Raw genomic sequence first — 24,590 nt, 5'->3', positions numbered from 1 at the left:
ACTTCTCACAAAGTAACAATGTCAGCGCCCACGCCGCCGCAACCCGAGCACCACGCCGGTGCCGAGCAGGGCCACGACGGCCAGCCCGGTCCCCAGCACCAGTGCCGGCTGCAGGCCCGGGACAGGATCGGTGGGCGGGGCCGCCCGGGGCAGCGCGGTGGTCGCCGGCGCGGGGGTCGACGCCGGTGCGCCCGGGGACGCCGCGGGGGGTCCGGCCGGTGCGGCGGCGGGACTCTCGGCCCGGCGGTGCACCCGGATCCAGTCGGCGATCGTGTTCATGGGGTTGCGGTCCACCTGGTCCACCTCGGCGGTGACGGCGGCCGCGGCGTCGATGACCCCGTGGCCGTAGACGGGATCCTCACCGGGGACGCCGGCGTCCCGGGCGGTGGTGAGGATCCGGTGGATGACCTGATGGGCGGGCATCTCCGGGTGGGCGGACCGGACGAGGGCGGCGAGGCCCGCCACCAGCGGTGCGGCGCCGCTGGTGCCCTGCCACTGCTGGTGGCCTCCCCCGGGGACGGCCCCGACGAGGGGGTGGGCGGGCGCCGCGACGCCGATCGAGATCCCCTCGGTGGAGGCGTCCCAGCTGGCCGTGCCGTCGGCGTTCAGCCCGGCGACGGTCAGCACCCCCGGGATGGTGGCGGGCGCGCCGGCCGTCGTGGCACCAGAGGCGCGGTTGCCCGCCGCGGCGACGATCACGACGTCGTTCTCCTCCGCGTGCAGGAAGGCCCGGTCCCAGCTCTCCGGCCAGTCCTGGCGATTGGAGCCCAGGGACATGTTGATGACGTCCGCGCCGTGGTCGACGGCCCAGGTGACGGCCTCGGCGATCTGGTCCTCGGGGCTCGGCCCGTCCGGGTTGTCATCCCCCAGGTGCACCGAGACGGACAGCAGCCTCGCCTCCGGCGCCACCCCGATGACACCGTCCGGTCCGGGTTCCGCGCCGGTGGCCTCGCCGACGGGCGCGGCCGAGGACGCGGACGGCGGCGAGGAGGAGGCCGACGGGGATGCCGACGCGGATCCCGTGGCGGCGGGGCCCGACGGCCCGGGGGCGGGACGGTCCCCTCCGTGGTGTCCGTGCCCGGCGAGCACGGAGGCCACGAGGGTCCCGTGCTCGGGCACCGGTCCCACCGGCGTGGTGCCCTCGGCGCCGCCGGCGCCGGACACGTCGGTACCGCCGGCCACCTGACCGGTCAGGTCGGGGTGGGCGGCGTCGATCCCGGTGTCGATCACGGCCACGGTGACGCCCTCGCCGCGGGTGCGGTCCCAGGCCCGCCGGAATCCGTACTCCTCCAGCCAGTACTGTCCCTCGCGCCACTCGTCCGCGGCGGCCGGCTGCAGTGAGGGCGACAGCGGCGAGACGGGTGAGACCGGGGAGAGCAGGGTGAGACCGGCGGCCAGGACCGCCGAGAACACCCGCCGGGCCGGACCCGCCCTCACGCGAGCTGGGACAGGGCGATCCCGTCCAGGATGTCGTGCTCGGAGGTGATCGCCGAGGTCACCGCTCCCCCGGTCGCCCGCTCCACGCGTCGCAGCACGGTGGACCAGATCAGGGCCCCGGCGCCTATCACGTCCACGCGGCCGGGATGCATGTAGGGCAGCGCGGCCCGTTCGGAGCGGCTGGCCGCCAGCAGTTGCCCGGAGATGCGGGTGGTCGTGCCCAGGTCCAGCCGGGTGCCGTGGATCGCCGCGGGATCGTACTCGGTCAGGCCCAGGGCGGCGGCCGTGACCGTGGTGATGGTCCCGGCCACCCCGACGACGGCGGCGGCCCGCCCGAGCGGGACGGCGGCCTCGACCTCGTCGAGCACCGCGTCGATGTCCGCGGTGGCCGCGGCGATCTCCCCGGGCGTCGGCGGGTCGCCGTGCAGGTGGCGTTCGGTGAACCGCACGCAGCCCATCGGGACGCTGACCGCCTCGAGGACCTGCGGGCCCTTGGGGCCGTCGAGCGTGCCGAGGACGAACTCGGTGGACCCGCCACCGAGGTCCACCACGAGCACCGTGCGGTCGCGGCCGCCCGCCGCGGGCGTGCCGGCGCCGGCCAGGGCGTCGGGGTCCAGGACCGAGGCCGCTCCGGCGAAGGACAGCGCCGCCTCCTCGTCCCCGGAGATGACCTCGGGCTCCACGCCCAGTCGCTCGCGGATGCCCGCCGTGAACACCTCGGCGTTGCGGGCGTCCCGGCTCGCCGAGGTGGCCACGAAGCGCACGGACTCCGCGCCCAGCCGGCGCAGTATGCGCGCGTAGTCCTCGGCGGCGGCGAAGGTGCGCTCCAGTGCGGCCTCGGACAGCTGCCCGGTGGCATCCACGCCCTCGCCCAGCCGCACGACGCGCATCTCCCGGTGCAGGTCCACCAGCCGCACGGTCCCGGCACCACCGGTGCCCCCCGTGGATCCCCCGGCCGCGCCACCCGTGGGCCCCTCGACCCGGGCCACGAGCAACCGGATGGAGTTGGTGCCGCAGTCGACGGCGCCCACCACACGGCCGGCCGGGGCGTCCTGCGGCGGGGCCTCGGCGGCGGGGGCCCCGGCCTCGGTCATGACGGGGTTGCGTTCCCCGGCCAGGCGCCGCACGTGGCGGCTGAGGTCCCGGCTGGGCACGGGCGCCTCCGGGTCCCAGGCGCCGGCGCACCAGCACCGGTCGGTGGTCCAGTCCGCGCGGATGGCCTCCAGGGCCTCGTCCCCCAGCGGGTTGACGCCCGGTCCGGCGGCGAGGGAGTGGCCCACCAGCACGTGCAGGCACTTCACGCGGTCCGGCATGCCGCCGGCCGAGATCCCGCGGATCTCCGGGACGCCGTCCGTGCCGGCTACCGCCCCGACCCGGTCACGCTCCAGGAGGTAGGCCTCGTGGGCGGCGCGGTAGTGCGCGGCCAGCTCCGGGTCCTGCTGCAGGCGCTCGGTCATCTCCGCCATGACCCCCGCGGCCTCGAGGCGGGAGACGGCGGCGGTCAGCACGGGGTGGGTCAGGTAGAAGGTCGTGGGGAAGGGGATGCCGTTGGACAGCCGCGGGGCCGTGGTGGCCACGAGCGGGTTGCCGCACACGCAGCGCGCCCCGATCTCGACGACGTCGCGGGCCGGGCGCCCCAGTTGCAGGCTGATGGTGTCCAGGTCCTGCGGCGTGGGCGTGCGGTCCAGGTCCTGATTCACGAATCCTCCGGGGCTGACGACGGGTACGGACGGGTACGGCGGCGGATCAGCCTATCTCAGTCCGTGCCGGCCCGCACCACGGAGTCCCAGAGCGCGTCAGCCCAGGGCATGTCCGGGTTGACCTGACCGGGACTGGCCGGACCGGGGACGGGGTCCTCGACCGCCTGGTCACCGCCGATCACCATGTAGGCCTTCTCCCCCGGCATGACGAGGTTGAACCGGTCCCGGGCCTGCTGCTGGATGTAGGCGGGGTCGTCCCAGCGGGCGATCTGGGCGGTGAGCCGGCGCTGCTCCTCCTGCTGGGCGGAGATGTCCTCCTGGACGGCGCGCAGCTCGGCCTGCTGGTCCAGGTACACGCGCAGGGTGGGGGCCAGCAGCACGGCGGCCACGAACAGCACCACCAGCAGGGCCACGGACCGCCCCGAGAAGTTCCGGGCCGGCACGGGCTCGACGACGGCGGGCCGGGAGGGGCCCGGCGACGGCCGAGCCGTGCGGGCCGCGGGGGTGCCCCCGGGCCTGGCGCGGCGCAGCAGGTCCCGGCGGGCGGCGGCGCGGCGCTCGGCCGCGGTGAGGGTGGGACGAGGGGCGGTGGTGGCCTCGGGGGCCGTTTCCTCGGGGGTCGTCTCGGCGTCCTCGGACGCCTCCGGGCCGACGGCACGGGCGGGGGCCGCGGCGCCGGCGGGAGTCCGGGCACGGACCGACGCGGGATCCCGGTGGGCGGAGTGGGCGGCCGACGGGGCGGGCCGGCCCGATGCGTCCGCCGGGGCGTCGCCGACGTGGAGGGACGGCGCGGCGTCCAGCGGGATGACCTTGGCCGAGTGGCCGGTGACACAGGTGGTGCGGCCGGCGGTTCCGGTGGCGACCAGGGACCGCTGGGCAGAGGGGCGGGCGGACTTGGGGACGCGGGGCCGACGAGTCGCCACCTGTACCTCCACTGGGTGTCCGTGACCGGGTCTGGCGCCGGGGCCGCCGCCTGGTCCCCTGGCCGGGTCGTCAGGGATCTCCATCGAGGATACCGGCTCCGGGTGCCGGGCCCGAACAGCGCGCCGGACCGGTGGCCGGTGAGGCGCCCTCGCCCCGTCTCCGCCTCAGGCGGGCACGGGACGGGGGCGCCTCGGGGCGGTCAGGACCGGCCGCGGTACCGCGGGAAGGCGGAGGCGCCGGCGTAGCGCGCGGAGTCGCCCAGCTCCTCCTCGATGCGCAGCAGCTGGTTGTACTTGGCCACCCGATCGGAGCGGGCCGGGGCACCGGTCTTGATCTGCCCGGCGTTCGTGGCCACGGCCAGGTCGGCGATGAAGGTGTCCTCGGTCTCGCCCGAACGGTGGGAGATCATGCAGTGGAAGGTGTGGCGCTGGGCCAGCGAGATCGCGTCGAGGGTCTCGGTCAGCGAGCCGATCTGGTTGACCTTCACCAGCAGGGCGTTGCCGGAGGCCTCGTCGATGCCGCGCTGCAGGCGCTCCGGGTTGGTGACGAACAGGTCGTCGCCCACCAGCTGCACGCGGTCGCCCAGGGCCTGGGTGAGCTGCTTCCAGCCCTCCCAGTCGTTCTCGTCCAGCGGGTCCTCGATGGACACCAGCGGGTAGGAGTCCGCCAGGGAGGTGTAGTAGTCGATCATGTCCGCCGCGGACTTCTGCTCGCCCTCGAAGATGTAGGAGCCCTTCTCGCAGAACTCGGAGGAGGCGACGTCCAGGGCCAGGGCGATGTCCTGCCCCGGGGTGTAGCCGGCGCGGGTGATGGCCTCGGTGATGAGGTCCAGGGCGGCACGGTTGGACGGCAGGGACGGGGCGAAGCCGCCCTCGTCGCCCAGGCCGGTGCCCAGCTCGCGCTCCTGCAGGACCTTCTTCAGGGTGTGGTAGACCTCGGCACCCCAGCGCAGCGCCTCGGAGAAGCTGGGGGCGCCGACCGGGGCGATCATGAACTCCTGGATGTCCACGTTGGAGTCGGCGTGCGCACCACCGTTGAGGATGTTCATCATCGGCACCGGCAGCAGGTGGGCGTTCGGCCCGCCGAGGTACTTGAACAGGGACAGGTCCGCCGAGGCGGCGGCGGCGTCGGCCACGGCCAGGGAGACGCCGAGGATGGCGTTGGCGCCCAGCTTGCCCTTGTTCTCGGTGCCGTCCAGGTCGATCATCAGGGTGTCGATGAGGCGCTGGTCCGTGGCGTCCATGCCCTCGAGCTCGTCCGCGATGTCGTCGATCACGGCGTTCACGGCGTTCAGCACGCCCTTGCCCAGGTACCGGTCCTTGTCACCGTCCCGGCGCTCGACCGCCTCGAACTCGCCCGTGGAGGCACCCGACGGCACGGCGGCGCGACCGAGCGCACCGTCGGTCAGCAGCACCTCCACCTCGACGGTGGGGTTGCCGCGGGAGTCGAGGATCTCACGGGAATGGATGGCGTCGATCAGGGCCATGTGCGGTCTCCTTTGAAGGCAGGTGGTTCCGAGGGTGCAACGCGGGTTCAGCCTAACCGCTCGCCGCGGTCCGACCGCCGCCGTGACGGCCGGACCCCAGGTCGGCGCGCACCGAGGCCAGGTGGCGGCGCAGCGCGCGCTCGGGGTCCAGGCCGGCGGCGCGGGCGAGCTGGACGAGCCGGAACAGCTCCGCCCCGAGGCCGTCCTCGTCCGCCAGCGGGTCCCCTCCCGGTCCCGACGGCGGCGGGCCCGGGTCCGGGAGCGGGTCCACCGGCTGCCGGGCGGCGCGGTCGACCACCTTCGCGGCGGCCGCGAGCGCCGGCAGCGCGGCCGGGAGGTCGGCGAAGGCCCCGGCGGGGGCCGGCGTCGTGCCCTGCGGTGCCGGCCCGGCCCCGGCGGCCTCGCGCTCGGCACGCTTGATCCGCTCCCAGGTGCGCTCGATGTCCGCGATCGTGGCCGCGGCCAGGTCCTCCGGGTCCCGCAGCCGGCCGTCGGCGTGGAAGACGTGCGGGTTGCGGCGGATCATCTTGGCGGTGATGGCCTCGGCGGCGCCGTCGAGGTCGAAGCCCCCGGCGTCCGTGGCGATCGCGGCGTGCAGGACCACCTGGAACAGCACGTCCCCGAGCTCCAGCCGCAGCCGCTCGTAGGTGCCGTCCGCCACGGCGCCGGCCCCCCAGGCCCCGGCGGGCCCGGAATCGATCACCTCGACGGCCTCATAGGCCTCCTCGACGAGGTACTCGGTCAGGGCGTCGTGCGTCAGCCGGCGGGTCCAGGGGCAGTGCTCCCGGAGACGCGCGACCACCCAGACCAGCCGGTCGACGGTCTCGCTCACGCGCGGTCGTCGTCCGCGCCGGGGCCCTCGTCCCCGTCCTCGTCGACGAACGCCTCCAGGATCACCGGGCCCTCGGAGGTGGCCCCGGTGGAGATGACCTCCCCCCAGGTCTCCACGAGCAGCTCGGCCAGGACCTCTCGCTCCTCGAGCGGCAGGAAGGCCGCCTCGGCGGCGTTGAGCTGGAAGTCCAGCAGTTCCTCCAGCGAGTAGCCGAAGACCTCGGCCAGCAGGTAGAGCTCGTCGGTGAGAGACACCCCGCTCATCAACCGGTTGTCCGGGTTGATCGTCACCCGGAAGCCCAGCTGGTGGAGCATGTCGATCGGGTGCGTGGAGACGGTCCCGCCGTAGGCCTCCACGGCGCCGGTCTGCAGGTTGGACGAGGGGCAGACCTCCAGGGCGATCCCCCGGTCCCGCACCCAGGCGGCCGTCTCACCGAGGTCCACGAGCGCGGAGTCCGCGCCGACCCGCTCCCCGTTCTCGTCCACCGCGTCGAACTCCACGGTGATGTCGTCCGCGATCCGCACGCCGTGGCCCAGGCGCAGGGCCCGGCCGTTGAGCAGGGCGTCGCGGATGGAGTCCACGCCGTCCGACTCCCCGGCGTGGACGGTGGCCGGGAAGTGCTGGGCGGCCAGCCAGGTGAAGGCCTCGGTGAAGCGGGCCGGGGGGAAACCCGTCTCCGGTCCGGCGATGTCGAAGCCGACGGCCCCGGCCTGGCGGTGGCGCACGGCCAACTCGGCGATCTCCATCGAGCGGTCGTTCTGGCGCATGGCGGTGATGAGCTGGCCGACCCGGATGGTGGCACCGGCGTCCTCGGCGTTGGCCACGCCCTCGTCGAGGCCCGCCTGCACGGCCTCGACCGCCTGGTCCAGGGTGAGCCCGCCCGCCAGGTGCTGCTCGGGGGCCCAGCGGACCTCGGCGTACACGACGCCGTCCTCCACGAGGTCCTCGACGAACTCACGGGCCACGCGGTGCAGGTGCTCCGCGGTCTGCATCACGGCGATCGTGTGGTCGAAGGTCTCCAGGTAGCGCTCCAGCGTGCCCGAGTTCGCGGACTCCGCGAACCAGTGGGCCAGGTCATCGGCGGTGTCGGCGGGCAGGGCGTGCCCGGCCGAGGCGGCCAGCTCAAGGATGGTGGCCGGGCGCAGGCCGCCGTCCAGGTGGTCGTGGAGGCTGATCTTGGGCAGGGCCGCCAGGTCGATGTCGAGCGGGGAGGGGGCGGTGAATTCGATCGCGTCAGTCACGGGGCGAGTCTACGGGAGGCACCGTCGGCCCCCGGCCGGCGAGCCGGGCGTACACCCGCTTGAAGAGCACGTCGAGGAGCCAGCCGGCGACGGCGGCCGCCACCAGGGCGACCAGGATCTGCAGCAGCGTGTTGTCCAGCCAACCGGCCGTGGCCCGGGCGATGCCGATCGAATAGGCCGACCACAGCACCGCGGCGACGGTGTCCAGCACGGTGAAGCGCGTCCTCGGGTACCCGGTGGCCCCGGCGGTGTAGTTCACGGCGACCCGGCCGCCGGGGATGTACCGGGCGGTGCAGATGACCAGGGCGCCGTGACCGTCCAGGGCCCTGCGGGCCGAGCCGACCGCCCGCCGGGCCGAACGGGTGCGCATCCACCGGAACCGGTCGACACCGATCCGCCGGCCCAGGGTGTAGGCGATCTGGTCCCCGGTGATGGCCCCGAGGGCGCCGGCCAGCCAGACCCACCACAGGGACACGGTCTGTTCCTGGCCGGAGACCGAGGCCAGCGCCACCAGGACCGACTCGGAAGGCACGACGGGGAAGAAGCCGTCGATGGTGCACAGCAGGTAGACGGCAAGCAGCACCCACCACTGGCCGGCGGCGTGGAGGACGATGTCCTCGATCAGCTGCAGCACGGTTCCAGCCTATCGGCGCGGTTCCTCAGTCGATGCGGTCGATGAGCAGCGGCCGCGGCGAGAAGGACGCTGCCTCCCCGGACCCCGCGGGGGCGATGTCGAAGCCGCCCTCCAGCGCGGCCAGGGCCCGGTCGAACTGCTCCGGGGTGTCCGTCAACAGGGTCAGCAGCGGCTGCCCGGCCTGCACGGTGTCCCCGGGCTTGGCGTGCATCCGCACGCCGGCCCCGGCCTGGACGGGGTCCTCGCGGCGTGCGCGTCCGGCCCCGAGGCGCCACGCGGCCAGGCCCACGGCCATGGCGTCCAGGCGCGTCAGCACCCCCGATTCCGGGGCGGTGAGCACGTGGGACTGCCGGGCCCGGGGCAGGGCGGCGTCCGGGTCCCCGCCCTGGGCGGCGATCATCCGCCGCCAGACGTCCATGGCCCGGCCGTCGGCCAGCGCCTCGGCCGGGTCCACACCGGTGACCCCGGCCCCGGCCAGCATGGCGCGGGCCAGCGCCACGGTCAGTTCCACGACGTCGGCCGGCCCTCCCCCGGCCAGGACCTCGACGGACTCCTCGACCTCGATGGCATTGCCCGCGGTCAGTCCCAGCGGGGTGGACATGTCCGTCAGCAGCGCCGTGGTGGTGACACCGGCGTCCCGGCCCAGGTCGACCATGGTGCGGGCCAGCTCCCGGGCCTGCGCCTCGTCCTTCATGAACGCGCCGGAGCCGCACTTGACGTCGAGCACGAGGGTGCCGGTGCCCTCGGCGATCTTCTTGGACATGATCGAGGAGGCGATCAACGGGATCGCCTCCACCGTGCCGGTCACGTCCCGCAGGGCGTAGAGCTTCTTGTCCGCCGGGGCCAGGCCGGCGCCGGCCGCGCAGATGACGGCGCCGACGTCCTGGAGCTGGTCCATCATGGCCTGGTTGGTCAGGTCGGCCCGCCAGCCGGGGATCGACTCGAGCTTGTCCAGGGTGCCTCCGGTGTGGCCGAGGCCGCGGCCGGACAACTGGGGCACCGCCACGCCGTACACGGCGACCAGCGGGGCCAGCGGGAGCGTGATCTTGTCCCCCACCCCTCCGGTGGAGTGCTTGTCAGCGGTCGGCTTCACGCCGCCGTCGGGCGCACGCAGCCCGGAGAAGTCCATGCGCTCGCCCGAGGCGATCATCGCGGCGGTCCACCGGGCGATCTCGGAGCGGTCCATGCCGTTGAGCAGGATGGCCATGGCCAGGGCGGACATCTGCTCGTGCGCCACCACCCCGCGGGTGTAGGCGTCCACCACCCAGTCGATCTGTTCACCGGTCAGCGTGTGACGGTCCCGCTTGGCGCGGATGACCTCGACGGCGTCGAAGGGTTCGTGGGGCGTCGGGGCGGGAGACGGGTCGGTCATCGCCTCAGGATATCGCGGCACGTCAGGGGCCCGGTCCATGCCCGCCGGGCCCCTGACTGCCGCCTCCCGCTCGCCGTCAGGCCTCCCCCGCCGCCTCGCGACGTGCCGGGACCGGGGCCTCGGTGGACCCGGACGGGGACCCCGTGGTGCCGGCCGCCGCCTCCCGGGCGTCCTGGTCCACGGCCTGATCCTGCTCCTGGTCCGGGTGCTCGTGCCGGTCCTGGTGCGCGGACTGGTCCTGGTCCTGCATCTTCCGCACCGTGGGCACCGCCAGCCACACGGCGAGCAGCATCGCGACCACCCCGGCCGTGAGCTTGCCGATGGTCAGGGGGACGACCATGTTGGGCTGGAAGTTCGCCATGAACGCCAGGTGGTCGCCGAACGTGAACGCCGCGCAGACCGAGAACGCGATGACGATGACGCGGTCCTTCGGGGGCATCACGGGAATCAGCCGGAACATGGCCAGGATGTTGGCGGCGGCCGCCAGGATGGCGGCGATCCCCTCCTTGCTGATCCCCACGCGGCCGCCCACGGCCTCGAGCGGACGGGCCAGCGTGGTCCGGATGACGTAGACCAGGGGGAACGCACCGGCCAGCATGATGCCGATGTACCCCGCGATCTCCAGGGCGCGGAACTGGTCCTCCTCGTCCGCGATGATGGGATCGAAGCCCCAGCCGGTCCACAGCGTGGACAGCGCGCCGGTGAAGTACTCGACGATGACGAGCGCGAGCACGATCTTCAGCGCGGCGTCCAGGACCCGGCCGAAGACCAGGAACGCGGCGATCATGAACCGCGTCGCGAAGCGCAGCAGCAGCGCCAGCACCACCACGAAGACGAGGATGGGCAGGAGGTTGGCCAGGACCTGTCCCCAGCCCAGGTCCATGGGGGTGTCCGCGGGCGAGGAGGTGGAGACGTCGCTGCGGAGGCTGGTGTTCGTCAGGATCAGGATGCTCGTCGTCACCAGCACGCCCAGGGGAATGGTCAGCACCCCGGACATGACGCCCAGCGCCAGGTACCGGTGGTGGACCCGCTGCAGCATGGCCAGCCCCACGGGGATGGAGAAGACGATGGTGGACCCGGACATGAACGCCGTGGCCGCCGCCATGATCCAGGCGCCGTGGGACTCGGCCGTCACCGCGGCCAGGTTGTAGCCTCCCATGTCCCCGGCGATCAGCGCACCGGCCGCCATCGACGGGTCGGCCCCGACGGCGTCGAAGATCCTGCCGGTGATGAACTCGACGAAGAGCGACAGGTACGGGACCGAGGCCATGATCCCGGCCACGGGCAGGAAGATCGGGCCGATCGAGTGTAGCCCCTCCTTGAATTCCTTGCCGATGCCCTTCGAGTCGTCCCGCACGGCCCCCACCGCGCCGATGACGACGAAGACCATCATGATCCAGATGACGATGTTGCCGACGAGTTCCATGACAGGGGTCCTTAGGCTCTGGAGGGGTCCGGGTGGCCGTTCACTGGAACAGTGCCCGGGTGTGGTCGTTGAGGAAGACCCCGTGGGGGTCGAGTTCCCGGCGCACGGCCAGGAAGTCCGGCAGGCGGGGGAACAGCCGTTCGGCACGCTCGCGGGTCAGCAGGTGGATCTTGCCCCAGTGCACCGTCGCGTCAAAGCCGTCGAGCAGGGCGTCCACCGCCTGGAGGTAGGGCCAGTAATCGGTCCCGGGCGCGCCGGACACCGAGAGGCTGACCTTGTCCTCGGCGTGGAACGGTGAGATGAAGGCCTCGTCACCCCGGGTCCAGCGGGTCTCGATCGGATAGTGCTGATCGGGGAAGTCCTCCACGATGAGGTCCTTCAAGGCGACCCAGGCCTCCTTCGCCCGGCCCACCCCGACGTAGTACTCCAGTTCGTGGAACGGCAGCATGAACCCGCCGGGGTAGATCCGGTAGGAACGGTCGCGGCGCCGCCCCTCCTCGGAGCTCAGCGCCTGGCCGTCCGATTCGTCGAGGGACTCCGCCCAGTAGCGCTTCGTGTAGGCGCGGCCGACCATGTCCAGCCCCTCCGGCGTGGGCAGTTCGTACAGGCCGGCGGATTCCGGGGCCTGGCACCACAGGAACGAGAAGTGCCGGGACTCTGCGGGGTTGCGCTCCCAGTTCGCCAGGAGCTCCTCCGTCGTCTCGTAGGTGATCTGCTCCCGGAGGTGGTAGGCCTCCACGGCCTGCAGCTCGAGCTCCAGGATGACGCCCGCCGTGCCCACGGCGACCTGGACCGCGTGCAGCCGCTCGGGATCCGTCTCGTCGATCTCGACGATCTCGCCCTGTCCGGTCAGCAGCCGCATCCACCGCACCGTCGAGGAGAACGACCCCAGCCCGAGGCCGGATCCGTGCGTCGCCGTGGATACGGCCCCGGCGATCGCCTGCTTGTCGATGTCCCCCTGGTTGGCCAGGGCCAGGCCGTGCTCCCAGAGCGGATCACCGAACCTGTCGATGGTCGTCCCGCCGAGCGCACGGACGCGCCGGGTCGACGCGTCGATGCCCGTGATGCCCTGCAGGCCGGACAGGTCCAGCAGCATCCCCCCGGTCTGCACCACGGGCGTGAAGGAGTGACCGGATCCCGCCACGCGGACCCCGAGGCCCTCCTTGATGGCGTGCCGGACGGCGGCCACGGCTTCGGCCTCCGTGGTCGGCCTGACGGTCAGCGCGGGCGTGCACACCTGGTTGCCGCCCCAGTTGGTCCATTGCTGCTGATGACGCGCGGAGGGAAGCGCCGTGCTGGTGGTCTTCATGAGTGCTCCTGGGAGGTGAAACCGTCCGGAACGGGACGGGGGATGGTCGGGAGAGGGATCGCCGCGTGAGGGCGGGGGCAGGTGACGGCCCGGGATCAGCGCGCGACATTCAGCGCCACGTGCTTGGTGCGGCTGAAGTCGTCCAGGGCGTAGGCGGACAGGTCACGGCCATAGCCGCTCCTCTTGAAGCCGCCCCAGGGCATCTCGGTCGGCAGGGCCAGGTGGGTGTTGACGTTGACGCTGCCGAAGTCGAGCGCACCCATCACGGACATCCCCGCCGCGAGGTCGCGGGTGAACACGGACGCCGTCAGCCCGTAGTCCGTGTCATTGGCGCGGGAGACGGCCTCCGCCTCGTGGTCGAACTCCTCGATCGAGACCACCGGCCCGAAGACCTCGTCCCGGGTGACGGCCGCCCCCTGGGGGACCTTCAGGACCGTCGGCTCGACCCAGTACCCGCGGGAGTCGTCCGAGCCGCCGCCCAGCAGCACCTCCGCCCCTTCCCCGACGGCCTCGGCGATCTTCTGCCGGACCCTGCCGAAATGCGCCTGGGAGATCATCGGCCCCAGGGAGCGTGCCGGCGTCGGGGCTCCCGGCTCGGCCAGGACGTACTCGGAGACCTTGCCGACCAGCAGCTCACCGAAGGCCTCCACGATGGAGGAGTGCACCAGCACCCGGCACGCGGCGCCGCACTCCTGCCCGGAATTCCAGTACCCGGCCTCCGCCACCGTGGTGGCGGCGAGGTCCAGGTCGGCGTCCGGCAGGATCACCACGGGCGCCTTGCCGCCGAGCTCCAGGTGGACCCTCTTCAGGGTGCCCGCAGCGTTGCGCGCCACGGCGGTCCCGGCCCGCACGCTCCCGGTGAGCGCCACGAGGTCCACGCCCGGATGGCCACTGAGCGCCTCCCCAACCCCCGGCCCGTCACCCAGCACCACGTTCAGGACCCCGGGCGGGAGGATGCCGGCGGAGAGCTGGGCGAAGCGCAGCAGGGTGAGGGGGGTGATCTCACTGGGCTTGAGCACCACGGCGTTGCCGGCCATGAGCGCCGGCGCCAGCTTCCACACGGCCATGAGCAACGGGTAGTTCCACGGGGTGATGGCCCCGACCACCCCGACCGGCTCCCGCCGGATCAACGAGGTGACTCCCTCGACGTACTCATCCGGGGCCGGCGCGGTCGCCGTCCGCCCGGCGCCCGCCATGAAGGAGAGGGTGTCCACGGCGCTGGCGACGTCGTCCTCCGCGACCTCCGCGGGCTTGCCGCAGTTCAGGGACTCGAGCGCCTGGAAGGCCTGGGCGTCGTCGGCCAGGGCACGGGCCAGCGCCAGGAGCCGGTCGGCGCGCCGGCGCGGGGTCAGCGCCGCCCACTCCGGCTGTGCGGAACGCGCGGCGGCGACCGCTGCGTCCACGTCCGCCGCGGATCCGAGGCCGATGTTCCCGATCCGGGTGCCACGAGACGGGTCCATCACCGCCGCGGAGCCACCGGCGTCACCCTGCGTGACCCGGCCCCCGATCACGTGGCCGAGCTCCGGGAGCGCGATGTCCTGGGCGTTCTCGGCGCGAAGCACGGAGAGGTGGGGATGAGACATGTCGCAGACCTTCCTGGTGTGATGCATGTCACTACACTATAAACAATAGGAGTATCGGGTTACAAGCCCCCGGCGTCCCGTCTTCGTGTCTCCTCGTGGCGCCCCGGCGGGAGCCTCCTCCGCCGGCCTCACCGGGACACGGCTCAGTCGGCCGTCCTCCACACCGACCACCCCAGGGCCTCGACCCCCGGGTCCGCACCCCTCAACGGCTCCCGCGTGAACGCCTCCCCGATCGGCAGGCGCGTGCCGGGGACACCCCCCGGGAGCGAACTGACGATCACCCTGCCCTCGGCGTTGACCAGGGCCGCACCCGCACGCGGGTCCACCGCCTCCCGGCCGGAGAACAGGGCCGCCTCGAGGCCGTCCATCCTCAGGTCGGCCCCGATGACGCTCCCCCGGAAGACCGTCCCCGAGACCGGTATGCCCACGGTCACCGTGACCCGGTCGATGCCCCCCTGGTCGAGGTAGGGGCCGTAGGCGCAGAGACGCCCGAGGGCCAGCGGTTGCCGGAACCACGGCATCCGCGTGTAGTCGTAGTAGCGCAGTGCCGCGACGTTGAACGTGTGGGCCTTGAACCTGAGTTCCCGGGGCTCCTCCCCGTCCCACCAGTTCAGCCACAGCGGCTGGTCGCGCAACAGTCCGGGGGCGAAGGCGATCCCGGCTCCCCGCACCAGTTCCGCGTCCTCCTCCGCGGCCGTCCTCAGCAGCTGGTCCACCACGCCAGGGCCGGACTCCCCGGTGGCCTCGGCGGGGTCGAGTCCGTCCAGGGCCTCCCGCACCGCCCCCAGGCGTCGGTGCAGGCCCTCGAGGCGACGGGTCATGCCGGGAACACCCCCGTCCCCGGCCGCAGCGGCCTCCGCGTAGAGCCGTGCCCGGGCGGTCATCAGCGCGGAGCGCAGCGACTCGGCGTACCGATGGGTGATCTCCTGCGCGCGGGTCACGTCGGCGGCCGCGATGGCCGCGACCAGTTCCCCGCAGGTCGCGGACAGCTGCTCGGCGAACGCCGCAGACTGGGGCCCGTGCCAGGACAGGGCCTGCAGCTCACCGGCCAGGGGCAGCGCCATCTCCATCAGGCCCTCCGAGCGCGAGGTGGAGGCGAGTTTCACGGCCAGGAGCATGTGCGCCCTGCGCACGCCCATGGGATCAACGGCCAGCGTCGCCCGGGCCGCCTCGCCCAGCGCCTCGATCTCGTGCTCGTCGCAGGTGGCGGCCGCACGCCGGGCACAGGCGGCCAGGACCGTGGCGACCTGCCCACCCAGGTCGGCGATGTCCCCCAGGGACATCGCCGTCAGTTCCTCCCGCGCCATGGTGTCGAGTTGATGCGGGTCCGGGGTGAAGACCGTGCCCCCATGCCGTCCCGTGCGCGTCCGCACCAGTCCGCGGGCCCGGAGCCGGTCCAGCGCCTGCCGCAGGGTCACCGGTGAGACGCCGAAGATCCTGGCCACGATGGTCTCGGACGGGAGCCGCTGGCCCTGCTGGAGCAGCCCGATGGCGATGCCGGCAGCCAGACGGTGCTCCACCTGGTGGGACAGGGGCGCCGCGGCATCGGGGGTCTTCAGCCGGCTCACCATCGACAGCACGTTCGACTCGATGCGGTCCCCGCCGCTCACCCTTGCCTCCACGGCCTCAGCGTACCGACCGGACGTGCCCGTCCGGACGTGACGACCCTGTCCGGGCCCGGTCCCGTCACGTCGGCGACGGGGCCGGATCAGGCACGGCGCCCACGGCGGTCCGCCATGTCCGCCATGTCCGCGGGGCCGAACGCCGAGGGCAGGACCTGGTCCATGGTCAGCTCGCCCTCGGGGCCCATCAGCAGCATGCCCGGGGCGTGGAACTCGAAGAGCAGCTGTCGGCACCGGCCGCAGGGCATGAGGACCTCACCCTGTCCGTTGACGCAGTAGAACGCCACCAACCGGCCTCCGCCGGTCATCTGCAGCTGGGACACCAGGGAGCACTCGGCACACAGGGTCAGCCCGAGCGAGGCGTTCTCGATGTTGCAGCCGGTGACGATCCGGCCGTCCTCGACCATGGCGGCCGCCCCGACGGGGAACGAGGAGTAGGGCACGTAGGCCCGGGTCATCGCCGCACGCGCCGCGGACTCCAGGCGCTTCCAGTCCACTCCCGAACCGACGCCGGTCAGTCGCGGGAGGGAGGCGGTCAGCGGGATGTCGTCCGCGAAGGCCTCGTCGAGGTTGTCGTTGCAGAAATCGGTCACGGCTACTCCTTCACGTAGGGTGTGCCGGCGGCCGCCGGACCTCGCGACCTGCCCACCAGACCGGCCACCACCAGGATGGTCACGAGGTAGGGCAGCATCGCCATGAACTGGCTGGGCACCGGTGTGCCGAGGATGGCCAGGACGAACTGCATGTTGGTGGCGAAGCCGAACAGCAGGGCGGCGAAGAACGCCCCGATCGGGTTCCACCGACCGAAGATCACCGCGGCCAGGGCGATGAAGCCCTGCCCGGCGGTCATCTCCTTGGAGAAGGAAGAGGAGTTCACCAGCGTGAAGAACGCACCGCCCATCCCCGCGATCGCCCCGGCCAGCAGCACGTTGACGTAGCGCGTGCGCAGGACGTTGATGCCCACGGTGTCCGCGGCCTTGGGGTGCTCGCCGACGGCCCGCACGCGCAGTCCCCACCGGGTGCGGAACAACCCCACGTACAGCGCCGCCACGATCAGGTACATCCCGTAGCCGAGCACAGTCTGGTCGAAGAGGATCGGACCGATGACCGGGATGTCCGCCAGGACCGGGATCCGGATGCTCTCGAAGTGGGGCGGGGAGTTGAAGCGGGACGAGTCCGAGCTCAGCAGGGTGGAGAACAGGAAACTGGTCAGCCCGGCCACGAGGACGTTGAGCACCACGCCCACGATCACCTGGTTGACGAGGTAGCGGATGGAGAACACCGCCAGCAGGGCCGAGACCAGTGCGCCCGCCACGACCGCGGCCAGCAGGCCGGCCCAGACCGAGCCGGTGACCGAACCGGTCACCGCGGCGGTGAACGCACCGGCCAGCAGCTGGCCCTCGATGGCGATGTTGACCACGCCGGCCCGTTCCGAGAGCACCCCGGCCATCGAGCCGAAGATCAGCGGGACGGCCAGGACGAAGGCTCCGGCGATCAGGCCGGTCAGGAACACCGTGGTGGTGTTGGCGGCACCGACCACCCACACCAGGAAACCGGCCACGAACAGCACCGCGAACGCCGCCGAGCCCCAGCCGGGGACCGTGCCCCGGCGGCGCACGGACAGCAACCCCCACACGGTCAGTGCGGCCAGCAGGAGGGTGATGATCCAGCCCACGGGCACGGTCGGTGCCACGATGTCCGGGATCTGGACCGCGTCGGCCTCGGTGGAAATGCGGAAGGTGGCGGACTCGCCCGAGGCGCCCAGGGCGAAGACCAGCAGGGAGATGACCGTGAGCACGGCGAAGGTGATGGGGGTGGCCCAGTGCCGGACGATCTCGCGCTGCGGTTGCGGTGCAGGGCCGGCGGCCGGCGAGGCGCCGGAACCGGACGGGACGGTGACGGTGGTGCTCATCGCTGCTCGCCTTCCTCACCGGTGGTGTCCTGCGTCGGGGATGCCGTGCCCCGCCCGCCCGGTGGCGGGCCGGCGTCGGGTGCGTCCCGCCGGGCGCCGGCGGGGGCCGCCTCGGCCGGGGAGGCGGTCTCGGCCGGGGAGGCGGTCTCGGCCGGGGAGGGCGGGGACGCCGCGTCCCCGGCGGCCACGCCCACGGCGTCACCGACGACGGCGGACTCCGCGGCGGGAGCGGTGCCGCCGGCGGTGGTCGTGGTGGCGGCCGCGGCGCCGGCCAGCGCCGGCTGGGTGACCGGGTCCGCCGCAGTGCGGGCCTCCAGGGCACTGGGCGCCGGCAGCCGGAAGATGGTGCGCACCAGCGGCGGGGCGGCGATGAACAGCACGATCAGCGACTGGATGATCAGCACGATGTCGATCGGCACGCCGGTCTCCGTCTGCATGGTCACCCCGCCCGCGCGCAGGGCACCGAAGAGCAGCCCGGCGAAGAAGACACCGACCGGGTTGGACCGGCCCAGCAGGGCCACGGTGATGGCGTCGAAGCCGAAGGAGCCGGCCACGTCCGTGTTGAGGACCTTCTCGGTGCCGGAGACCTGGCTCACGCCGGCCAGGCCGGCCAGGCCGCCCGAGATGACCATCGCCACCACGTACATCCGCTTCACCGAGACACCGGCCGTGCGGGCCGCCGCCGGGTTGGCGCCCACGGCCCGCAGCTGGAAGCCGATCGTCGAGCGCTGGATCAGCCACCACGCGAAGACGGTCGTGAGGATCGCGACCACGAAGCCCCAGTGGAGGCGGAAGGAGTCCCCCAGCAGCGGCGGGAACACGGCGGTGGGCTCGAGGAAGTCCGAGACCGGGTTCGTGGACCCCTCGCGCTGCAGCACCGGGGTCTGCAGCAGGTACGCCACGAGGTAGACCGCGATGTAGTTGAGCATGATGGTCAGGATGACCTCATGGGCGCCGGTGGCGGCCTTGAGGATGCCCACGATCGAGCCCCACAGGGCACCGCCGAGGATGCCCATGATGACCACCAGCAGCAGGTGCACCCCGAAGGGCAGCTGCAGGTGCACGCCGAAGAAGGTGGCGAACATGGCACCGAAGATCATCTGTCCCTGGCCGCCGATGTTGAACAGGCCGGAGCGGAAGGAGATCGCGATGCCCAGCGAGATGATGATCAGCGGCGTCGAGAGGGTCAGCGACTCCATGAACGGGTAGATCATGCCCGTGAAGTCCTCGGCCTGGTAGTTGAACACCGCCCCGCGGAACAGGGCGGAATAGGCCGCGGCCACGGCCTCCCAGGCGGCCACGAGGGTGTCCTGCGGGCGGGCGAAGAAGTACCCGAGGGCCTCCAGGACCTCCTCGTCGGTGAGGATGATCAGCACGGCGCTGATGACCAGGGACAGCACGATCGCCAGCACGGTGACCATGCCGTTGCCGGCCATCATGTGGCGCAGTGCGGAACCCCAGTCCGGCCGGCCGGCCGCCGGCCCGGACGCGCCGGGCTTCGGACCGGCCTGCGTGGTCACGGTGCTCATGCCGTCGCTCCCTTCGGGGTGGTGTCCTGCGGGCTGGCCGCGGGGTCGATGCCGGCCATCATCAGGCCGAGGTCGTCGCGCGAGGTGTCCCCCGGCACGATGCCGATGATCCGACCGTGGTACATCACCGCGATCCGGTCGGCCAGGTCCAGGACCTCGTCCAGTTCCGTGGAGACGATCATGACCGGTGTCCCGGAGTCCCGCTCGCGGATGATGCGCTCGTGCAGGAACTCGATGGAGCCGACGTCGACCCCGCGGGTCGGCTGGGAGGCGATGAACAGCTTGAGGTCGTCCACCAGTTCCCGGGCCATGACGACCTTCTGCTGGTTGCCGCCGGACAGGGTGCCGACCGGCAGGTCCACGCCCTGGGTGCGGATGTCGAACTCCTGGACCCGCTTCTCGGCCAGCCGGCGGATCGCCTTCGGGTCGAGCTGGAGTCCGTTGCCGGCCGGGGGCCGGTCATAGCGGTTGAGCACGAGGTTCTCGGCCACCGTGAACGGCCCGACCAGCCCGTCGGTGGACCGGTCCTCGGGCACGTACCCGACGCCGGCCCGGATGACCTGGCGGGTCGTGCGGCCGAGCAGTTCCTCGCCGTCGAGACGGATCGAGCCCTGGGCCTTGTGCAGTCCCATGATGGCCTCAATCAGCTCGGTCTGGCCGTTGCCCTGGACGCCGGCGACCGCGAGCACCTCGCCCTGGCGGATCCCGAAGGAGACGTCGTCCACGAGCCGGACGCCGTCCGGGCTGAGCACCGTGAGGTTCGAGACGGTGAACGTCTCCTCCCCCAGGGTCGGGGCGGACTTCGCCCGGTTCAGGACGACGTCACGGCCGACCATCAGCGCGGCCAGCTCGGACTGGTCGGCGCCGGGGTCCGCGGTGCCGACCACCCGGCCGCGGCGCAGCACGGTGATCTGGGTGGAGATCGCCTTGACCTCGCGGAGCTTGTGGGAGATGAAGACGATGGCCGTGCCGCTGTCCCGCAGCTGGCGGATGATATCCAGCAGCTCGTCGGTCTCCTGCGGCGTGAGCACGGCCGTGGGCTCGTCGAGGATCAGCACCCGGGCGTCCCGGACCAGGGCCTTGATGATCTCGACGCGCTGCTGGACGCCCACCGGCAGGTCCTCGACCAGGGCGTCGGGGTCCACGTGGAAACCGAAGCGGTCCGAGATCTCGCGGATGCGCCGCCGGGTGGTCTCGAGGTCGAGGATGCCACCGGCCCGGGTGTGCTCGTCACCCAGGGCGACGTTCTCGGCCACCGTGAAGACGGGGATCAGCATGAAGTGCTGGTGCACCATGCCGATCCCGGCGGCCATGGCCTCCCCGGGGCCGCTGAACCGGACCGGGGTGCCGTCCACGAGGATCTCTCCGGCCGTGGGCTCGTAGAGCCCGAACAGCACGTTCATCAGGGTGGACTTGCCGGCGCCGTTCTCCCCGAGGAGGGAGTGCACCTGCCCGGACTCCACCGTGAGGTCGATCGAGTCATTGGCCGTGAAGGCGCCGAATTTCTTGGTGATGCCGCGCAACTCGAGTTTCACCGTGCTCCAGCCAATCTGTCCTGACGAGGACCGTTGCGTGAAGGGATGTCGGACAGGGGGCGGAGCGGCCGTGGTGGGCCGCCCCGCCTGGGCTGTCGGAACGGTATCAGGACTCGGGCGAGTAGTCCGAGTCGACCGTGATCGAGCCGTCGATGATGCCGGCCTTGATCTCCTCCAGCTCGGTCTTGAGCTCCTCGGAGACCGCGGAGTCGAGATCGTGGAACGGGGCGAGCGCGACGCCGCCGTTCTCCAGGGTGCCGACGTAGGGCTCGGAGGAGAACTCGCCGGCCAGGTCGGCCTCGATGACGTCGTGGACCGCCTCGCCCATCAGCTTCATCACCGAGGTGAGGATGACCTCGCCCTGGTCCGTGGTCAGGTAACCGTCGGAGTCGACCCAGACGACCTTGGCGTCCTTGCCCGCGGCGTTGGCCTCGGTCACCGCGTCCAGGGTGCCCAGGCCCACGGGGCCGGCCACGGGCATGATGATGTCCGCGCCCTCGTTGATGAAGTTGGTCGTGTTGGTCTTGCCGGCGGCCTGGTTCTCGAAGTCGCCGGTGAACGAGCCGGTCTTGGCCTCGCGGTTCCAGCCGAGGACCTGGACGTCTGCGTCCTTCTGCTCGTTGTAGTACTCGACCCCGGCGGCGAAACCGTCCATGAAGATCGTCACGGTGGGGATCTCCGCCCCGCCGTAGGTGGCGACCTTGCCCGTCTCGGAGACCCCGGCGGACAGGTAGCCGGCCAGGAAGGCGCCCTGGGCCGTGTCGTAGATGATGCGCTGGACGTTGTCCGGGAACTCCGGGTCCGTGACGTCCACGCCCACGAAGTGGGTGTCCTCGTTCGAGGCCGCGATCGGCTTGATGGTGTCACCCAGCAGGAAGCCCACGCCGATGATGGTGTCGCAACCGGCCTGGAGCATGGAGTTGACGTTCGGGGTGAAGTCCGTGGGGCTCGTGGACTCGGCCTCGCGGGTCTTGATGCCGAAGTCCTCCTCGGCCGACTTCAGTCCCTCGTACGAGGACTGGTTGAAGGAGCGGTCGTCGAAGCCGCCCTGGTCGGACACGATGCATCCGGTGTAGTCGGAGTTCTCGGCGCCGACCGCCGAGGTGCTCGCGCTCTCCGTCCCGGTCTCGGAGCCGGCGCCGGGGGTCTCCTCCTCGGGGGCCGCGCCGCAGCCGGCCAGCAGGAGGCCGGAGAGGCCGAGGACGGCCGCCGGCAGGAGTGCCTTGCGGGACAGATCAGATGCAGTGCCCATGATGATCCTTTGGTGCGAGTGATGAGGCGGGAGGGCAGCCGGGCTGGCCGGTGCTGCTCCGGGCCGACCGATGGCCCTCACAGTGGTGTCCGTGCCCTGATGCGGACAGTTACCCGGAAGTTTACCCAAACTTGGGAGGAATCGTTTCAGAATTCCAGTGCCGGTGGCCGGCACCGTCACGCCCCCGCTACTGGGCCCCCGCGAGGGCCCGCAGGGCGGCGGCGGTGAAGATCCGCATGCCGACCCCGATCGCCCGCTCGTCCGGCGCGTAGTCCCCCATGTGCAGGTCGTACACCGGGCCGCCCGGGGTCCGGGTCCCGAGCCGGAGCATGGCCCCGGGGACCTGCTGGGTCATCCAGGCGAAGTCCTCCCCGCCCATCGACTGCTCGGTCAGCTGGATGGCGCGGGATCCCAGCTCGAACCGGGCCGCGTCCTCGATCAGGTCCGTCTCGGCCTCCGTGTTGACCACCGGGGGCACCCCGCGGACGTGCTCCAGGTGCACGTCGACGCCGAAGGGGCGGGCCACCTGGTGCACGACCTCGTCCAGCAGGTCACCGGCCGACTCCCACACGTCCGCGTCCAGGCACCGCATGGTCCCGGCGAGGTAACCGGTCGAGGGGATCGCGTTCGGCGCGGCCCCGGCGTTGACCTGGCCCCAGACCACCGAGACGGCCGAGCGCACGTCGATGCGCCGCATCAGCACCGCCGGGACGTTGACCGCGATCTCCGCCAGCGCGAAGACGAGGTCCTCGGTCACGTGCGGCCGCGAGGTGTGGCCGCCGCGTCCGGACAGGCTGATCTTGATCGTGTCCGAGGCCGAGGTGATGGCCCCGATGCGGGTACCGAGGGTGCCGACGTCGAACCGGGGTTCGCAGTGGGCGGCCAGGATGCGCGGCAGGCCCTCGAGGACCCCCTGGCGGATGACCGTCAGGGAACCGCCGGGCAGCCGCTCCTCGGCCGGCTGGAAGATCACCCGGACGCGGCCGCCCAGGGCGGAGGGGTCCAGGTCCAGACCGGAGGTGCCCGCGAGGATCTCGTGCAGGGCCAGTGCCGTTCCGGCCATCACGGCGGTGTGGACGTCGTGCCCGCAGGCATGGGCGACGCCGTCGACCCGGGAGGCGTAGTCCAGTCCGGTGCGCTCGGTGAGCGGCAGCGCGTCGATGTCCGCCCGCAGGCCGAGCACGAGGGGGCCCTCCCCGATATCGACGTAGGCGCCCGTGTCCTCGAGCTTCACCGGCGAGAGCCCGGCGCCGGAGAGGACCTCCAGGATCCTGGCGGTGGTGCGGTGCTCGTCGTAGGACAGCTCCGGGTGGGCGTGCAGGTCACGCCGCAGCCCCACCGCGACCGGCTCGAGGCGGTCCACGAGGGGGGCGACCCTGGGCAGTCCGGGGTCGTCCAGGACGGGTATGGCCCCGGTGGCAGGATGGCGAGCGGTCATCCCAGTGATGTTACCGCCGGGCGGCGTCAGAGGACGTCGTGGTCCCCGTGCGCCTTGAGCGACTCGACGGCCTGCTTCACCGACTGCGCGTGTTCGGTGGTGGTGACCAGCAGGGCGTCCGGGGTGTCCACCACGACGATGTCCTCCACGCCGATCAGCGCGATCACCCGCTGGGTGTCGGTGACCACCACGCCGGAGGCCTTCGAGGAGTACACCCGCGGGGTCTCCCCGATCACGGTGATCCCGGAGGAGTCCCGGGCGGGGTTCAGCCGCGCGATCGCCGCGAAGTCGCCCACGTCGTCCCAGGTGAAGTGCCCCGGGATCACGGCCACGTCGCCCGCCGCGGCGGCCGGCTCGGCCACCGCGTAGTCGATCGCGGTCTTCTTCAGCGTCGGCCAGACCCGGGCCATCACCTCGTCCTGCCGCGCGCTGCCCCACGCCGTGGCGATCTCGGTGAGCCCGGCGTGCAGCTCCGGCTCGTTCGCCTGCAGGTGCTGCAGCAGCAGGGACACCGGGGCCACGAACATGCCGGCGTTCCACAGGTACTCCCCGGAGTCCACGTACTCCCGGGCCACGTCCTCGGACGGCTTCTCCACGAAGGCGGCGACGTCCTTGGCGTTCGGCGCCCCGGCCACGTCCAGGGCCTGGCCCTGCCGGATGTAGCCGAAGCCGGTGGCGGGGTGGGTCGGGGTGATGCCGATCGTCACGATCCGCCCGGTGGCCGCCGTCGCCACGGCCTCGACCACCGCGGCCTGGAAGACCTCCACCGGGCCGATCACCTGGTCGGCGGCGAACGACCCCATGATCGTCTCCGGGTCACGCCGGTACAGGATGGCGGCGGCCAGCCCGATGGCGGCCGCCGAGTCCTTGGGCTCCGGTTCCAGGACCATGTCCGTCCGGTCCAGGTCCGGCAGCTGCGCCCAGACAGCGTCCTGGTGGGCCTCGCCCGTGACGACCATCATCCGGTCACCGGCCAGCGGGGCCAGGCGGTCGTAGGTCGCCCGGATCAGGGTCTGCCCGGATCCGGTCAGGTCGTGCAGGAATTTCGGGGCCGCGGCACGGGACAGCGGCCACAGCCGGGTGCCGACGCCACCGGCGGGGATCACGCCGTAGAAGCGGTCCAGCCCGGGGCCGGCCACCCGGTCCCGGGCGGTCGGGTCGTGCTGTTCAGAGTCAATGGTCACCCGGCCAGCATAGGTCTCCCACCCGGCGCACCCGGCCAGCGCCGCGCGCCGCGGGGGCCGCAGGTGATCCACCGCACACCCGCGTGATGCCGCGTCAAAAGTCGAGACCTGCCGCGCCGGAGGGACTACTCTGTCTAGGAGGAATGCACTCGCACCGGCGTTCTCTCTGTGCGC

19 protein-coding genes are annotated in these 24,590 nt (G+C 72.3%); all 19 read right to left on the bottom strand.

Going from position 1 to position 24,590, the window contains the following annotated elements:
• Positions 1-21: 21 nt before the first annotated feature.
• Positions 22-1,437 carry a S8 family serine peptidase gene (locus tag GGQ69_RS01150; protein ID WP_324590147.1) on the bottom strand — a complete coding sequence of 472 codons (1,416 nt, stop codon included), beginning with the start codon at positions 1,435-1,437 and terminating at the stop codon, positions 22-24.
• Positions 1,434-3,137: a DUF501 domain-containing protein gene (locus tag GGQ69_RS16685; protein WP_183523556.1), complete on the bottom strand. Its 1,704-nt coding sequence runs from the start codon at positions 3,135-3,137 to the stop codon at positions 1,434-1,436. The genes GGQ69_RS01150 and GGQ69_RS16685 overlap by 4 nt, the downstream gene beginning before the upstream one ends.
• 56 nt (positions 3,138-3,193) lie before the next feature.
• Positions 3,194-4,060, bottom strand: a complete 867-nt coding sequence (locus tag GGQ69_RS16305; protein ID WP_370577039.1) for a septum formation initiator family protein — start codon at positions 4,058-4,060, stop codon at positions 3,194-3,196.
• 200 nt (positions 4,061-4,260) lie between these two features.
• On the bottom strand, positions 4,261-5,547 hold the full coding sequence (gene eno, locus GGQ69_RS01135) for a phosphopyruvate hydratase (protein WP_183523554.1): 1,287 nt from the start codon (positions 5,545-5,547) through the stop codon (positions 4,261-4,263).
• Between the two features lie 52 nt (positions 5,548-5,599).
• Complete coding sequence (locus tag GGQ69_RS01130) at positions 5,600-6,379, bottom strand: MazG nucleotide pyrophosphohydrolase domain-containing protein (RefSeq protein ID WP_183523552.1); 780 nt, start codon at positions 6,377-6,379, stop codon at positions 5,600-5,602.
• On the bottom strand, positions 6,376-7,620 hold the full coding sequence (locus tag GGQ69_RS01125; RefSeq protein ID WP_183523550.1) for an adenosine deaminase: 1,245 nt from the start codon (positions 7,618-7,620) through the stop codon (positions 6,376-6,378). Before GGQ69_RS01125 ends, GGQ69_RS01130 begins: the two co-directional genes overlap by 4 nt.
• Entirely contained in the window at positions 7,613-8,254 is a 642-nt protein-coding gene (locus GGQ69_RS01120; RefSeq protein ID WP_183523548.1) for a DedA family protein, read from the bottom strand. The genes GGQ69_RS01125 and GGQ69_RS01120 overlap by 8 nt, the downstream gene beginning before the upstream one ends.
• Before the next feature lie 25 nt (positions 8,255-8,279).
• On the bottom strand, positions 8,280-9,626 hold the full coding sequence (locus GGQ69_RS01115; RefSeq protein ID WP_183523546.1) for a thymidine phosphorylase: 1,347 nt from the start codon (positions 9,624-9,626) through the stop codon (positions 8,280-8,282).
• 76 nt (positions 9,627-9,702) lie between these two features.
• Positions 9,703-11,052 (bottom strand): ethanolamine utilization protein EutH, encoded by a 1,350-nt coding sequence (locus GGQ69_RS01110; RefSeq protein ID WP_183523544.1) that lies wholly within the window; start codon positions 11,050-11,052, stop codon positions 9,703-9,705.
• A gap of 40 nt (positions 11,053-11,092) precedes the next feature.
• Positions 11,093-12,361: a D-arabinono-1,4-lactone oxidase gene (locus GGQ69_RS01105; protein ID WP_183523542.1), complete on the bottom strand. Its 1,269-nt coding sequence runs from the start codon at positions 12,359-12,361 to the stop codon at positions 11,093-11,095.
• A 95-nt stretch (positions 12,362-12,456) separates the two neighbouring features.
• On the bottom strand, positions 12,457-13,944 hold the full coding sequence (locus GGQ69_RS01100) for an aldehyde dehydrogenase family protein (protein ID WP_183523540.1): 1,488 nt from the start codon (positions 13,942-13,944) through the stop codon (positions 12,457-12,459).
• Positions 13,945-14,087: 143 nt separating this feature from the next.
• Positions 14,088-15,566 carry a GntR family transcriptional regulator gene (locus GGQ69_RS01095; protein ID WP_183523538.1) on the bottom strand — a complete coding sequence of 493 codons (1,479 nt, stop codon included), beginning with the start codon at positions 15,564-15,566 and terminating at the stop codon, positions 14,088-14,090.
• A gap of 86 nt (positions 15,567-15,652) precedes the next feature.
• On the bottom strand, positions 15,653-16,105 hold the full coding sequence (locus GGQ69_RS01090; protein ID WP_370577157.1) for a cytidine deaminase: 453 nt from the start codon (positions 16,103-16,105) through the stop codon (positions 15,653-15,655).
• 56 nt (positions 16,106-16,161) lie between these two features.
• The gene (locus tag GGQ69_RS01085) at positions 16,162-17,478 is read right to left on the bottom strand and encodes an ABC transporter permease (RefSeq protein WP_183523536.1); all 1,317 of its coding nucleotides are present in this window, start codon (positions 17,476-17,478) and stop codon (positions 16,162-16,164) included.
• Positions 17,475-19,007, bottom strand: a complete 1,533-nt coding sequence (locus GGQ69_RS01080) for an ABC transporter permease (RefSeq protein ID WP_183523534.1) — start codon at positions 19,005-19,007, stop codon at positions 17,475-17,477. Before GGQ69_RS01080 ends, GGQ69_RS01085 begins: the two co-directional genes overlap by 4 nt.
• Positions 19,004-20,542: an ABC transporter ATP-binding protein gene (locus tag GGQ69_RS01075; protein WP_183523532.1), complete on the bottom strand. Its 1,539-nt coding sequence runs from the start codon at positions 20,540-20,542 to the stop codon at positions 19,004-19,006. Before GGQ69_RS01075 ends, GGQ69_RS01080 begins: the two co-directional genes overlap by 4 nt.
• Before the next feature lie 106 nt (positions 20,543-20,648).
• Complete coding sequence (locus GGQ69_RS01070; RefSeq protein ID WP_183523530.1) at positions 20,649-21,794, bottom strand: BMP family protein; 1,146 nt, start codon at positions 21,792-21,794, stop codon at positions 20,649-20,651.
• Positions 21,795-21,981: 187 nt separating this feature from the next.
• Entirely contained in the window at positions 21,982-23,232 is a 1,251-nt protein-coding gene (locus GGQ69_RS01065) for an amidohydrolase (RefSeq protein WP_010142976.1), read from the bottom strand.
• 26 nt (positions 23,233-23,258) lie between these two features.
• Entirely contained in the window at positions 23,259-24,416 is a 1,158-nt protein-coding gene (locus tag GGQ69_RS01060) for a mannose-1-phosphate guanylyltransferase (protein ID WP_370577037.1), read from the bottom strand.
• Between the last annotated feature and the right edge of the window lie 174 nt (positions 24,417-24,590).

Source organism: Micrococcus sp. TA1 (genome assembly GCF_014199555.1).
Classification (GTDB): domain Bacteria; phylum Actinomycetota; class Actinomycetes; order Actinomycetales; family Micrococcaceae; genus Citricoccus.
The sequence above is the reverse complement of the archived record's forward strand: the minus strand, read 5'-3'. Positions and strand labels throughout refer to the sequence as shown.